Below are 14328 nucleotides of genomic sequence, written 5' to 3' on the forward strand. Positions count from 1 at the left end.
CGTCTGCGGGCGGCCCTCGACACCTTCCCGCCCTACATTCCCGGCCGACAGCCGCAAGAGGTCCCGGGGCTCACACCGCTCAAGCTCTCCTCGAACGAGAACCACCTCCCGCCGCTGCCGGCCGTCAGCGAGACGATCGCTCAGCACATGTCATCCCCCGCTTCCTACCCCGACGATGCGGCCACCGCCCTGCGCACGGGACTGGCCGACCGCCTCGGCGTGAGCGTCGACAACCTCATCGTCACCACCGGTGCCAGCGAACTCCTCGTCGCCCTCACCCAGATCACCTCCGATGCGACGACCGAGGCGATCTACCCGTGGCCGTCGTTCGAGATGTACCCGCAGACGACGGGGCTCGCCGGTGCCACCCGCATCGAGGTGCCGCTGCGGCCCGATGGCACCCACGACCTCGAGGCGATGGCGCAGGCGATCACCGAGGCGACGACGCTCGTCATCCTCTGCTCCCCGAACAATCCGACCGGACCCGCTCTGCGCGAGACCGAGGTCAGGGAGTTTCTCTCCCAGGTCCCCGATCGCGTGCTCGTCGCCCTCGACGAGGCGTATTGGGAGTTCGCGACCGCCGAGGGCGTCGTCGACGGCCTCGGCCTCGTCGCCGACTTCCCCAACGTCGTCCTGCTGCGCACCTTCTCCAAGGCCCACGGTCTCGCCGGACTGCGCGTCGGATACGCGGTCGCCGCTGCCGGCGTCATCGCCGGCCTGCTCAAGGCCGTCATCCCGTTCGGCGTCACCGACCTCAGCCAGGCGGCGGCCCTGACCTCGGTGCAGCACTGGGATGAGGTGATGGCCCGCGCCGCCGAGATCGCCGAGCTCAGGGACTGGTTCGCCGCCGAGCTGCGGGGCCAGGGCTGGGACGTGCCGGAGGCACAGGGCAACTTCGTCTGGCTGCCACTCGGTGAGCTCTCCGACGCCTTCGAAGAGGCCGCCGTCGCCCGTGCGGTGGCCGTGCGCAACCTCGGCGACGGGGTGCGCATCAGCATCGGCGATCGTGCCGGTCTCGACCGGGTCCTCGAGATCACCGCGGACTTCCGCGCCGCGCACTTCGCCTGAGCGCCGCGGGCGCGAGCGCCGCAGGATCACAGCGTCGCAGGGTCAGGGCACTGCGGGCTCACAGCTCCGCGAGCTCGAGGGCGATCGCGACGGCATGGACCGTGTCGGGTCGGGAGAGGTCGCGGCCGAGGAGCCGCTCGATCCGCTGGACCCGCGCCCGCACCGTGTGCCGGTGGATCCCGAGCTCGGCGGCCACGGCGTCACGGACCCCGCCGGAGGCGATGAACGAGCGCAGGGTGACCAGCAGATCCTGACCGTCCTGCGAGGCGAGGAGCGCGCCGAGGACCTCATCGACGAAGCGCACCGCCGCTGCCTCGTCGATCACCGACAGCAGCGCCCTGACATCGGAATTCACTGTCTCGTTCTGCGTCCGCCACACCGTCCACGTGTGATGGACCTGCGTCAGCGGCAGCGACTTGACGAACAGCCGGTCGACTCCGGTCACCTCGGCGACCCGGGCGACGAGGGGATCCCCGGAGTGGAGGACGCCGATCATCGACCCGGCCCGGGCGGTGAGCGTGCCGCCGCCGAGATCGCCGAAGAGCTGCTCGGCGACGTCCCCACGGACTCCGCCGACGATCGTGAATTCGGCACGCGAGAGCGCCGGGGTGCCGGTGCGCTGCACCCATTCGGCGCGCGCCTCGGAGGCCGACAGGGTGGTCGAGAACAGCGTCGACTCCCCGGCGCGCGGCGGCTGGTCGATCACCGAGAGGCCGAGGAGTGCGGCGGCGGTCGCGAGCAGCAGTCCCCGGGTGCGCGAGGCCACCGCCGCGTCCCGCCCGGCAAGCAGCCACCCGCTGACCCGGTCGTCACCGATCGGCACCGCCTCGAAACGCCCGCCGACGGCACGGAGCAGCCGCGGGGCGAGTGACGTCCCGACCGCCTCGGCGATGAGTTCGGCACGCACGTCGGTCGGGGCGTTCTGCCCGGTCAGCCCCCTGCCGGTGGGAGAGACGAAGTGGACTTCGGAGCCCAGGGCGGCAGAGACCTCGGCGACGAGCGCGGCCGGACCCTGCCGCGCGAGCGCGGTGGCGAACCGACGGCCCGCGCTGCCGGCCCGGCTGACCTCACGGTTCGACTCCTCCTCCCGCATCCGCGTGAACGCGTCGACGACGGCGACGAACGGCACGGGTTCGGGCACGCCGAAGAGCGCGAGGTCGTGAGCGCGGGCGTGGGCGATGAGCGAGGGCGGCAGCTGCGCCGACGGCAGGTCGCGACCCAGACCGATCCCCAGCGCATGGACGCCCACCCGCTTGAGTCTCGCGATGTAGTCGCCGGCCGAGTCCGCGGTGAGATCCTGACCGACGCCGATCGTCAGGAGCACCTCTCCCCCGGCCAGCCATTCGTCGACCTCCGGCAGCTCGGAGGAGTGGACGATCGTGACCTCCCGGTTCCTGGCTCCGACCGGGTCGACGGCGATCTCGAGGGCGAGTTCGCGCCGCGCCCACAGCTGTCCCAAGGTGACCATGACGCCCAGTCTATCCACTGTGGACATCTGAGGGTCCGCTCCTGTCCAGACTGGATATCTGTGACGGGGATGACAGGTCCTAGGCTGATGGCACATCAGTCCCGAACCGCGCCGGCTTCCCCGGCGTCGTGCCAGCTGCAAGGAGAGTCAATGCCGTCTCAGCCCCTCGGCCCTGCCGACTACAGCCAGACCCCGCGCTTCGCCGGACCCCCGACCTTCGGACTCCTGCCCCGCCTCGACGAGGTCGAAGCCCAGCGCCCGGGCGAGAAGATCGACGTCAAGGTCGTCGGCATCCCCTTCGACGCCGGTGTCAGCTACCGGCCCGGCGCCCGGTTCGGGCCGGCCCACATCCGCCAGTCCTCGAAGCTGCTGCGCCCCTACAACCAGGCCACCGGCGTCCACCCGTTCACGTGGCAGCAGGTCGCCGACTGCGGTGACTTGGGCGTCAACCCCTTCGACATCGAGGAGGCCATCGCCACGGTCGAGGAGAACGCCGACGCCCTGCGCGCCGACGGCGCGAAGGTCCTCACCCTCGGCGGCGACCACACCCTGGCCCTGCCCAATCTGCGGTCGCTGCACAAGACCCACGGCAGGATCGCCGTCCTCCACTTCGATGCCCACCTCGACACGTGGGACACGTACTTCGGCGCCCCCTACACGCACGGCACCCCGTTCCGCCGGGCCAGCGAAGAGGGGCTCATCGACCTCACCGCCTCGATGCACGTCGGCATCCGCGGGCCCCTCTACGGCAAGAAGGACCTCGAGGACGACGATGTGCTCGGCTTCCAGATCATCCGCAGCGACGACTACCAGTTCACCTCGGTCCAGGACGTCGTCGCCCGCATCCGCCACCGCCTCGGCGACGCTCCCGTCTACCTCTCGATCGACATCGACGTCCTCGATCCGGCCGCCGCCCCCGGCACCGGCACTCCCGAGGCCGGCGGCATGACGAGCCGCGAGCTGCTCAATACGATCCGCGGCCTGCAGGGGCTCAACGTCGTCGGGGCTGAGATCGTCGAGGTCGCTCCCGCCTACGACCATGCGGAGATCACCGGCATCGCCGCCGCCCACGCCGGCTACGAGATCCTCTCCCTGTGGGCGGCCGACGCCAACGGGATGACCGAGCCCTCGGGGCCGAGCGGAGGAGTCCACAGTGCCTGAGGCCGATCGCTTCCGCAACGGCGGCAGGGCCGTCGTCGCCGCACTCGCCGCCCACGGTGTCGACACGATCTTCGGGATCCCCGGCACCCACAACCTCGAGTTCTACCGGCACCTGCCGGAGTTCGGGATCCGCGCGGTCACGCCCCGCCACGAGCAGGGCGCCGGCTACGCGGCCGACGGCTACTTCCTGCTCTCGGGCAAGCCCGGGGTCGTCATCACGACCTCGGGACCGGGGCTGACGAACGTCGTCACCGCGGCGGCGACGGCGTATGCCGAGTCCCGCCCGATGCTCATCCTCTCCCCGGGTGTGCCGACCGGGCTCGAACGCGCCGACATCGGGATGCTCCACGAGACGAAGGACTCCTCCGGGGCGCTGTCGCACCTGCTCGTGTCCTCCCAGCGCACCCGCACCGCCGAAGGTGCGGCCCAGGCCGTCGCCGAGGCGTTCGCACTGTTCGCGTCATCCCGCCCCGGTCCCGTCCACATCGAGGTCCCCCTCGATGTGCTCGAGGGCGACTGGCACGGCAGTGTGCCCGCGCCGATCCCGGCGCGGCGGCCCGGACTCGACCGCCAGGCCGTCACCCGTGCCGTCGACGCGATCGGCAAGGCCTCCCGTCCGCTCATCGTCGCCGGCGGCGGCGCACGCTCGGCTGCCGCTGAGGTCCAGGACCTCGCCGAGGCGATCGATGCTCCCGTCGTCACCACCGCCAACGGGAAGGGCATCGTCGCCGAGGACCATCCGCTCTCGCTCGGATCGAATGTCCGCTTCCCGAGCGTCCAAGCCGAGTCGGCCGCCGCCGACGTGCTCATCGTCGTCGGCTCCGAACTCGCCGACTCCGACCTGTGGGGTGGTGTGATCGGCGCGCAGACGGCTCCCGGGGTCCGCGACGACCGGGCTGAGCAGGTCGTCATCCGCTGCGACATCGACCCCGACCAGTTGGGGAAGAACCTCCGCGGGGACATCCTCGTGTGCGCCGATGCCGGCGAGTTCCTCTCGGCTCTCATCACCGCGCTCGACGAGGCTGGAGAGACCGGGTCGGGAACCGCCTCGGCGGGGGAATCCGGAGCCGCGCGCACGGCTGGACTCAAGGAATCCTGGGCCGAGGATTTCGATGTCGAGTCGATCGGGGCACGGGTGACCCGCCTCATCGCCGACGGTGCGGGATCCGATGTCGTCATCGCCGGGGACTCGTCCCAGGTCACCTACGACGGGACGGTTCACGCGCTCGAAGCGCACACCCCCGATCAGCTCCTCTACATGCCGGGATTCGCCACGCTCGGGTACGGGATTCCCGCCGCGATCGGGGCGAAGCTCGCCGCACCGGACCGCCCGGTCGTGTGCCTCCTCGGTGACGGGGCGGCGATGTTCTCGATCCAGGAGATCATGACGGCGACCGAACTCGGCCTCGGGATCCCCTTCGTCATCGTCGACAACGGCGGGTACGCCGAGATCGAAGCGCAGATGGTCGACCGGGACATGACGCCCTTCGCCGTCGAACTCGCGCGCCCCGACTTCGCGAAGCTCGGGGAGTCGATGGGCGGGGTCGGGGTGGCGATGGCCGAGTCGCAGATGCCGGCCGAGCTGCCCGACGCCGTCGCCGCGGCACTGTCCCGCACCGTTCCCACGATCATCCACATCACCGTCGGCACCTGAGCCTGCGGACCTGAAGATCTCAAACGGAAAGAAGGAGTCACCGTGGACTCACTCGTAGTCATCGTCTACCTCGCCGCAATGGTCGGCTTCGGCATCTGGGGCCGATTCAAGGCGAAGAACCAGGACGACTTCCTCGTCGCCGGCCGACGGCTGGGCGGACTGCTCTACACGGGCACGATGTCCGCCGTCGTCCTCGGCGGGGCCTCGACGATCGGCGGGGTGGGCCTCGGCTACACCGCAGGCCTGTCGGGGATGTGGCTCGTCTTCAGCATCGGCCTGGGCATCATCCTGCTCTCGCTGCTCTTCGCCCCGAAGATCCAGAAGCTCGAGATCTACACGGTCTCGCAGATGCTCGAACTGCGCTACGGCAAGGGCTCACGGCTCGTGTCGGGGGCGATCATGACCGCGTACGGTCTGATGATCTCGACGACGTCGACGGTGGCGTACGCGACGATCTTCCACGCGCTCTTCGACCTCGACAAGTTCTGGTCGGTCATCATCGGCGGCGGCATCGTCATCACGTACTCGATGCTCGGGGGCATGTGGTCGATCACGCTCACCGACTTCGTCCAGTTCCTCATCCAGACCGTCGGCATCTTCCTCATCATGCTCCCGCTCGTCCTGCAGCGGGCCGGCGGCCTCGGCGAGCTGTTCTCCGTGCTCCCACCCGAGCAGACGTCCCCAGTGGGCATCGGCTGGCAGGCGATCCTCGGCTACATCCTCATCTACACCCTCGGTCTGCTCATCGGCCAGGACATCTGGCAGCGCGTGTTCACCGCCCGCACCCCGGCCGTCGCCCGCTGGGGCGGGCTGTCGGCAGGCGTGTACTGCCTGCTCTACGCCGTCGCCGGGGCGCTCATCGGCATGGCCGCGCTGCGGATCGTGCCCGGCATCGCAGTGCCCGACGATGTCTTCGTCGCCGTCGTCGATGCCTCGATGTCACCGGTCGTCGCCGGCTTCGTCCTCGCCGCGGCGCTCGCGGCGATGATGTCGACGGCCTCGGGGTCGCTGCTCGCCGCGTCGACCGTGTGCCGGCAGGACATCGTCGAGCCGCTGCTCGCGAAGCGCCAGATCGTGCCGGTGGCGCAGACCGCTGAGAGGGCGGACGGTGCCGATGCGGCGACCTCCGCTGGCCCGACGCGCACGTTCGCTCAGTCGCTCGTCCGCGAGACCGGTGATGAGGTGCGCGATTCGCGCATCTATCTCATCGGACTCGGCATCGTCACCCTGGCGCTCGCGCTCATCATGCCGAGCGTCGTCGAAGCCCTCACCGTTGCCTACAACCTGCTCGTGGCCGGGCTCTTCGTGCCGATCCTCGGCGGACTCGTCTTCCGCCGCGGCACCATCGTCGGCGTCATGGCCGGCATGATCCTCGGCTCCGTGACGACGATCGTCATCATGATCACCGTGGACATCTACGCCAACGAGGCGATCTACTTCGGCCTGCTCGCCTCGCTGCTCGGCTACCTCGTCGGCTCGCTCGTCTCGAAGCCGACGTCGCCGGAGATCATGGCCGCGTGGCGGGAGCGTCTCAGCCGGTAGGGGGCGGGAGCGGTGGTCAGTGTCGGCCGGAGCCCTTCCGCTTCGGCCGGCAGACCTCCCACACCGCGTAGGCGATGAGGAGGCCGGCGACGATCCAAATGCCCGTGCGCTTCTGGTCGGGAGTCGTCAACTGGGCGACGTAACCGACGAGAGGGACGTGGTAGCGGACGACACCGCGCACCTGCACGCTGCGCACCGGGTCGGGGTCGGGTGCGTTGTTCGCGTCGCCCTGCGTGCGGTAGACGGTCTCGCCGTCCACCTCGGCGACGTCGATGATCCGGTGGGTGATCATGTCGTCCGTGCCCGGTCTGCGCAGGTACGTGATGATCTGCCCTTTCGTGAGCCCCTGGGTCTGCTCCGGCCGCAGGGGTTTGACGACGACCTGCGACCCCGGCGGGATCGTCGGCTCCATCGACCCGGTGAGCACCGTGAGCGGCACCCATCCCATGGCGAGCGGCACGACGACGGAGGCGAGGAGCACCCCGATGATCGCGGCGAGCAGCACCCCGCACAGCCAGGAGATGACCGTCCGCAGGCGACGCTTGGGTCGAGGCCGTCGCATCGGGTGAGCGTCAAGGTGCGTGGGGGCGGCGCCGAGGCGGTCGGCACGTCCGTCGGCGTGAGAAACCTCGGTTGCTTTCACGGTCATATCGTCGTCTCTCCCCTCTCAGCGCGGGGTCGGCGGGCGCCGGCGATGAGGACGGCACCGAGCCCGATCGCGATGCCCGCGAGCGCGGCGAGTCCGGCGCTCTCAAGACCGGTTCGCGGCAGCGCCCCTCCCCCTTCGCTCGTGCTCGTCGCCGAGGCGTCATTGGCCGTCACCGCCTGCGCCGAGGTGGTTCCGCCGGCGGCCACGTCAGCGTCGGTTCCGTCGGCGTCGGCGGTGTCGTCGGCACCGGCCGTGTCGTCGGCACCGGCACTTGCGGTGTCGTCGCCTCCAGCATCGGAATCGGCCGAGGACGCCGCATCCGCTCGGACGTCGGCCTGCGCATCCTCGGCTGCGCATTCGTCGCCGGCGCCGACCCCGAGGGTGAATCGCAGCGGCCATGTGCGCCTCTGCGTGTCGTTGTCCCGCTCGTCGACCGCCGGCAGTGCGACGTCGACGGCGAGAGTCTCGCGGGCACCGGGCGCGAGGGAGCCGAGTTCGATGCTCGTTCCGACGATGTCGCGGTAGGTTCCCTCGGCGACGGTGCGACCGGCCCACGTGATCGTCACCTGGAGGTCGCGGTCGGGATTCTCCACCGGCGTCGTCTGCGGTGCGACCCGGAGCGTCGCGGTCACCGGCACCTCGGCGATCGAGCGGATGGCCAGTGCATCGTCGGCACCCGCACCGGGGGCGAGCAGCTCGGGCACATCGGGGAAGGCCCGGGCGAGATCGCCGGGCGCGGTCTCCTCGCCGCCGTCGGTCTCGGACACCCGGATCGCGTCATCGATCGATGACGGACAGGCAGCCGCCGAGGCGGGGACGGGGACCAGGGCGAGCGCCCCGGCAACGGCGAGCGCGATGAGCACGGTCACCGTCCTGCGCAGCGCCGTCGCGGCCGGGAGGACATCGCTGATGCGCTGAACTCCTCTCATAGCGACGCCAGACTGACGCTGCAGGTGGGGAAGATGCTGAAGCGCTCGCGCTTCATCGACAGGGTGTACACCGGCGATTGGGTGGCTCGTTCGCCGTTCGGGCCGGGCACATGAGTCCCGGCTCCCCCGGTTCCGCGGATGACGAAGGTGAACGTCAGGTCGTAGCCCTCTCCCACCTCGTACGGCTGGCGGACGACCTCGACGCTGGTGCCGGTGAATCCGGACCCCACATCGGGAATCGGCGCGTAGGACCCGTAGTTGCCCGGGTTCGAGCCCTGCAGCTCCCGGGCCGTCTTCGCCAGTCCGCTGTAGGCCGCCAGCGTCGACGTGTTCACCGAAAACGTGTGGGAGAGGTCGAAGTTGTCGGTCACACTGCAGGCACCTGTGGTGTTCGATCCCGTCGCCACCGTGACCACGGGTCGCTTCACCGTCGCGACGACGCCACGGCACTCCTGTGCTGCGGTGGCCCCGGCCGGGCATGCCGCCCTGTCGCCGGGATTCGGGCCGAGGGCGCCGTGAGGGTAGAGCTCGGCGCTCTCTGCGCTCGAGAGACCGTCGACGCGCCAGTTCACAGCGAAGCGGAAGTCGAACTTCGCTCCCGCGGCCCCGACGAGACGCTGATAGAGGAGTTGAGTCGAGTTCGATTCGACGCCGACGACGATCTTCTGGCTGGCTCCCGGCGCGAGCGTCCAGCTGAGGTTCGCCTCCGGGAACTGTGTCGTCGTCCGTGTCGTCGTCACGCTCGAGGCGATCTGCTGCTTCGCACCGGTCCGGTCGACGACGTACGCCCGCGCTTTCCCCGATGCCTGACCGGTGTTCGCCCCGGTGAGTGCGACGGATCCGATGGCGACGGTGGCGACCATCGCCGTCGGCGATGAGTTCGTCACCGTCAGCGAGGTCTCGTTGGTCTGCCGATCGAACCAGTTCCAGTCGCCGTAGTCAGGCGTGATGACACCCTCGGTCGTCGCCGCAATCTGCTGTGAGGACAGGGTCGCTCCCGAGGAGTCACCGGCCTCGTCGAAGTACCGTGCGAACGTGGCACCACTGGGCACGAGCGCGACGGCGACGACCACGGCGACGAGGGCGAGCACGCACACGGCGGCGAGCACGCGGTGCCTCGGGCGCTGCCTGTGACTCATCGGTCCTCCTGAACGGCTTGCACAGTGATGTCGGGAACTGTGACGTCGCCGAAGGCCGCGGCCCAGTCTCCGGCGCCGACGGGTCCGGAGAACTCGAGTGTGCGCTCCACAGTCACGGTCTGCGCACCGGTGAGCACACCGCCCGGTGTCACCGTGTCCTCACTCGTCCACCCTGGTGAGGGGGTCTGCTGCAGCGGCGTCACCGTGATCGCATACCGCAGATTCGTCCCGGTCGCGGTGACGTCGAACCGGGATTCCACGGTCAGTCGGTCACCGCGCATGAAGCGGAAGTCCCCAAGCTGCGCTGCACTCGCCTCGGCGCAGTGCGCAAAGCCCTGTGGAGCGGTGCACGCAGTCAGCCCCTCGAAGCGGGTGTCGGTCGGATACCTGCCGAGGACCCGATAGGCAACGTCGCTCGAGGCGATGGCGAGTTCGCCGGAGGTCACCGTGATCGGATCGTCGGCGAAGCGCAGCTCCTCATACCACCTGGCACTCGTGCCGAGCCCGCTCGAGAGCAGCACCAAGGCGGCCGCCAGGGCCACGATCACGCGCACTCTCATCCGACAGCTCTCATCCGGTCACCGCAGTCCTCCGGCCGTTGCTGCGGGCCGGAGGACTGTCCGTCAGCGGTCGTTCTGCACCAGCTGCAGCTTGATGTCGCCGGTGTTGAAGGAGTAGTCCGTGTTCTGGTTCTCCTCGCCCCACCACTGTGCGGTGTCGGTGCCGGGGTTGTCCCGGTTGAGGGAGTTGTCCACGGAGTCCTTGAACTCCTTGAAGTAGATGGAGAAGCCGACGTCGAAGGTGTCGCCGTCGTTGGCGGCGGTGAGCACGATCGGGTCGCTGCTGCCGTTGACGGTCGCCTTGAGCACGGCGAAGTCGTCGTCGACGAGCTGCGCGAGGGCTCCGGTGGGCACTGCGGTGAGCGTGGCCCGCAGGTTCTTGCCCTTGATGTTCGTCACGACCTGCGAGCTGCCGGTGCACTCCATGGTGTCGCCGGGCACGACGAGGTCACCGGGGACGACGTTGTCGCCGCCGTTCGCCCACTGGCATGCGAGGTTGTCGATGGCGAAGTTGAGCTCACCGGACTGGACGTTGGCCGCCTCGTTGCCCAGAGATGCTTCGTCGTACCAGCGTGCGAAGGTGAGGCCGCCTCCGATGAGGAGGACTGCGGCGGCTCCGCCGGCGAGGACGGCTTTCTTGTTGACATTCATCGATGTGTCGCTTTCCGGCAGAGGATATTGCCAATAAAGGGTGTCGGAATGAGAGGGAGGGTGCGGGCAGCGCGTTCTCGATAACGCATACCTGTCACAATGAGATTAACATTCATTTCAGTTAGTAACACACTGTCGTTATCGTTTCGCAACCTTGGATGACTCTTTCATTGCGTGCATCACTCCTGCAATGACAATGTTGTCAAACAATTCATTTGTCAGAAGAGATGACGATCACCATGCCTGATCACAAGGCCACTGACCATCCGACTCGGACTCTCTCCCACGCTGCCACCACGGCGCAGTCGCGACTGAGGAATGCCTCGTGAAAGGCATCCGGAAAACCGCAGACGACATTACGACAAGGCCACTGGAGATCTCGGAACTCACCACGGCTTCCGTCGGAGTGCGCCGCCTCACCGGCGAGCAGATCGCATTTCCTGGGACTGATCAGGCATTTCGCAAAGTGATTGAAAAGTCTATTTCCCACTTTATCATCACGCATTCATGGTTCTGTTCAATGGGAATTCAATCACCGTTTGCCAGTCTCCCCGGAACGCATTCATCGAACTCGGCATGGTCCCCCGGACTTGGCACCGGTGCCCGCTGCGTCCTATATTCGTACCTGTCAGGTTCCCGACGCTGCGCCTCATCCAGCGCCCCAGGAGCCGGTGCTCGAAAAAGGAGCGCGAAGCCGCACGCGAGACATATATGGACGGCTCTCCATATCTCGCGAAAGGCACCCTCTTGGCGCACACCTCGGCGCACGTCGCGCACACGCTCGCCCGCCACATCGACGACGTCTTCGGACTCATGGGCAACGGCAACGCCCACTTCCTCGATGCCCTCCTCACCTCCACCTCGGCGACCTACACCGCGGTCCGGCACGAAGCCGGCGCCGTCGTCGCCGCCGATGCCCACTTCCGCACCTCGGGTCGCCTCGCCGCGGCGACGACGACCTACGGTGCCGGGTTCACCAACACCCTGACCGCGCTCGCCGAAGCCGCGCAGGCCCGCGTTCCGCTCGTCCTCGTCGTCGGCGACGAGCCGACCTCCGGTCCCCGTCCGTGGGATGTCGATCAGATCGCGATGGCGTCAGCCGTCGGAGTGCGCACGTACACGGTCGGGCGGGTCGATGCCGCTGCCGCGACGGTGACGGCCATCGAGCATGCCCTGACCTACCGGGTGCCTGTCGTCCTCGCGATCCCCTACGACGTCGCGACGCTCGAGATCGGCGAGATCCCCGAGGTGCCGGGTCCCGGCAGGCCGGGTCCGCTCGCGCCCGGCGGTGAGTCTGCCGACGCCGCCCTCGACCGTCTCGCCGCGGCCTTGGCCTCAGCGCAGCGTCCGCTCCTGCTCGCCGGTCGGGGCGCGTGGCTCTCCGGTGCCGGCGCCGCCCTCGGGGACCTCGCCGAGGCGGCGGGCGCCCTGACCGTGACGACGGCGCTGGGACGCAACATCTTTCCCGCGCCCGAGCACGACCTCGGCGTCGCCGGGGGCTTCGGGGCGCCTGCGGCGATGGACCGCGTCCGCGAGGCCGACGTCGCCGTCGTCATCGGTGCTTCGCTCAACCAGTTCACGATGCGGTTCGGGGAGCTCTTCGGCCCGACCACCTCGGTGTGGCAGATCGACGTCGACGACCGGGCGACCCACGCCCGCGTCGGAGGCTTCATCCGCGGTGACGCACGGCTGACGGCGGAGGCGCTGACGGAGCGCCTGCGGGGACTGACCGGTCCGACGGATACGTGGCGGGGCCGGGTCGACACCGCCGCTGATCGGGTCTATGACCAGGGTGGGGAGTTCGGCTCCGACGGTCGTCTCGATCCGCGGGCCGCTGCCGCTCGCCTCGGCGAGCTCATGCCTGCCGAGCGGGTCGTCGTCTCCGACGGCGGGCACTTCATCGCGTGGGCGAACATGTTCTGGGAGCCGGCTGCACCGGAGCGGATCGCCATGGTCGGCACGGCCTTCCAGTCGATCGGGCTCGGCTGGCACAGCGTCGCCGGCGCCGCCCGGGCGAACCCGGAGGCGACGATCGTGCTCACCACCGGCGACGGCGGTGGGGTGATGGCGCTGTCGGACCTCGACACGGCGATCCGCTCGGCCGGCGGCCGGGGCATGGCCGTCGTCTTCAACGACGCCGCCTACAGCGCCGAGGTGCACCTCTACGGGCGCAAGGGCCTCGCCGCTGCCCCGATGCTCATCGACGAGATCGACTTCGCGGCGCTGGCGACCGCGGCCGGTGCCCAGGGTGTCGTCGTGCGCTCGCTCTCCGACCTCGACGTCGTCACCGAATGGGCGGCGACACCGGTCGAGCAGCGACAGTTCCTCGTTCTCGACCTGCGCGTCTCGGGCACCGTCGTCGCGCCGTATCAGGAGGAGGTCATTCGCGTGAACTCGTGAGGGGTCGGGTTCGACCGACCCCGCCTGTCGGGGTCGATGAACCCATCCCGCCCGCGGGGCATCATGGGACGACAACGGCCCCGGCAACTCGGATTCAACCGAGCGGCCGGGGCCGTGACATGAGTGGAGATGGCGGGAATCGACACCGTCAAGCCGCTCACCAGACGAAACGTCACCGGACCCCCGCGATAGGGGCTGCATGGGGGCCGAACGTTATCTCACGCCGCCTCCCACTCATCCGCCACCGAGCGCATCTGGGATGCCATTCACTCAATGTCAGCTGCTCCAGCTGATCTCTAGAAACGCTTAGGTCACCGACAGTGCATCGGCCTGCTCACCTTTACACCGTGACGCCCTCCACTTCTCGACAGGCCGGGAGTCGGCTACGAGTTGCCGCGCGTCCGCGTGCCTCGGCCGACAGTGCGTATGGTTGCGACCCGGAGTCAGGTGCGACAACATCGTGTAGGCTCACCCACTCGAAAAGCAGCCTCCCCAAAGTGTCCAATATGTAAGCGACGTGGCTCAACTCGATACGCACCACGCGGCACCAGTTGGACCGGATACGGGTGGTCACCAAGTCCGTGGACGCCCCGTCCACACCAAGGCCGGTGACGTGATCGACACCAGAGCATTGCGCACGATCCGCCCGAGCGTGGATTCCCTCCAGCGGCACGCGTTCGACCACACGAGCGTCTGACCCCACGAACCGGGTGCAGTTGGGAGAGGAATCCGACCGCACCCACCTGGGAGAGATCGGGGTAATCCGACAACGGCCCTTCCCTCCCATAAGGTGTTCCTGTGGGCACCCACTAGACACCAGGAGACAATATGACCCCCATCCGCATTGGCGCGGCCGCTGTAGCCGTTGCCGCACTGACCCTGACCGGTTGCGGCAGCAACGAACCCTCCAACACCCCCGCAACCACACGGGCCGCCGTCCCGTCCGCGACGGAGACACCCGTCACCGACGAGGAAGCTGCCGCCGCGACCACGACTGGGGTGTGACACTTCTCGTAGACAGTCGTTACCAGGAAGGCACGACAGGGAATCATGTCTACGAATCGCAGGACGTTCACGCCGGAGTTCAAAGCCGACGCGGTCCAGTTG

12 protein-coding genes are annotated in these 14328 nt (G+C 68.7%); 6 read left to right on the plus strand and 6 right to left on the minus strand.

The window, feature by feature from the left end; genetic code table 11:
• Positions 1-1068 (plus strand): histidinol-phosphate transaminase (locus tag FFS20_RS16445; RefSeq protein ID WP_137826883.1); only part of this gene is annotated, 1068 nt, incomplete at its 5' end.
• Positions 1069-1126: 58 nt separating this feature from the next.
• On the opposite strand, the gene FFS20_RS16450 is transcribed toward FFS20_RS16445, so the two are convergent.
• On the minus strand, positions 1127-2536 hold the full coding sequence (locus FFS20_RS16450) for a PucR family transcriptional regulator (RefSeq protein WP_137826884.1): 1410 nt from the start codon (positions 2534-2536) through the stop codon (positions 1127-1129).
• Between the two features lie 150 nt (positions 2537-2686).
• Between FFS20_RS16450 and speB the strand changes: the two genes are divergently transcribed.
• The 3 genes from speB to FFS20_RS16465 are packed head-to-tail and all read left to right on the plus strand — an operon-like array spanning position 2687 to position 6893.
• On the plus strand, positions 2687-3697 hold the full coding sequence (gene speB, locus FFS20_RS16455; RefSeq protein ID WP_137826885.1) for an agmatinase: 1011 nt from the start codon (positions 2687-2689) through the stop codon (positions 3695-3697).
• Entirely contained in the window at positions 3690-5351 is a 1662-nt protein-coding gene (locus tag FFS20_RS16460; protein ID WP_137826886.1) for a thiamine pyrophosphate-binding protein, read from the plus strand. The genes speB and FFS20_RS16460 overlap by 8 nt, the downstream gene beginning before the upstream one ends.
• A 42-nt stretch (positions 5352-5393) precedes the next feature.
• Positions 5394-6893: a sodium:solute symporter gene (locus tag FFS20_RS16465; protein WP_171007121.1), complete on the plus strand. Its 1500-nt coding sequence runs from the start codon at positions 5394-5396 to the stop codon at positions 6891-6893.
• Between the two features lie 16 nt (positions 6894-6909).
• Here the strand turns inward: FFS20_RS16465 and FFS20_RS16470 are convergent, their stop codons facing one another.
• The 5 genes from FFS20_RS16470 to FFS20_RS16490 form a co-directional block, all read right to left on the minus strand.
• Positions 6910-7455 (minus strand): signal peptidase I, encoded by a 546-nt coding sequence (locus tag FFS20_RS16470; RefSeq protein WP_212743369.1) that lies wholly within the window; start codon positions 7453-7455, stop codon positions 6910-6912.
• A gap of 83 nt (positions 7456-7538) precedes the next feature.
• A complete protein-coding gene (locus tag FFS20_RS16475) occupies positions 7539-8471 on the minus strand; it encodes a hypothetical protein (protein ID WP_137826888.1) in 933 nt (310 codons plus the stop codon).
• Positions 8468-9610, minus strand: a complete 1143-nt coding sequence (locus FFS20_RS16480) for a hypothetical protein (protein WP_137826889.1) — start codon at positions 9608-9610, stop codon at positions 8468-8470. Before FFS20_RS16480 ends, FFS20_RS16475 begins: the two co-directional genes overlap by 4 nt.
• Positions 9607-10170, minus strand: coding sequence for a hypothetical protein (locus FFS20_RS16485; protein ID WP_137826890.1), 564 nt, complete (start codon positions 10168-10170; stop codon positions 9607-9609). The genes FFS20_RS16480 and FFS20_RS16485 overlap by 4 nt, the downstream gene beginning before the upstream one ends.
• 63 nt (positions 10171-10233) lie before the next feature.
• Positions 10234-10821, minus strand: a complete 588-nt coding sequence (locus FFS20_RS16490) for an alternate-type signal peptide domain-containing protein (RefSeq protein ID WP_137826891.1) — start codon at positions 10819-10821, stop codon at positions 10234-10236.
• Between the two features lie 747 nt (positions 10822-11568).
• On the opposite strand from FFS20_RS16490, the gene FFS20_RS16495 reads away from it, so the two are divergent.
• Positions 11569-13221 carry a thiamine pyrophosphate-binding protein gene (locus FFS20_RS16495; protein WP_137826893.1) on the plus strand — a complete coding sequence of 551 codons (1653 nt, stop codon included), beginning with the start codon at positions 11569-11571 and terminating at the stop codon, positions 13219-13221.
• A gap of 828 nt (positions 13222-14049) precedes the next feature.
• A complete protein-coding gene (locus FFS20_RS18020) occupies positions 14050-14226 on the plus strand; it encodes a hypothetical protein (RefSeq protein ID WP_171007122.1) in 177 nt (58 codons plus the stop codon).
• Positions 14227-14328 lie beyond the last annotated feature (102 nt).

The organism is Brevibacterium sp. 2SA (genome assembly GCF_005502845.1).
Lineage (GTDB): Bacteria > Actinomycetota > Actinomycetes > Actinomycetales > Brevibacteriaceae > Brevibacterium.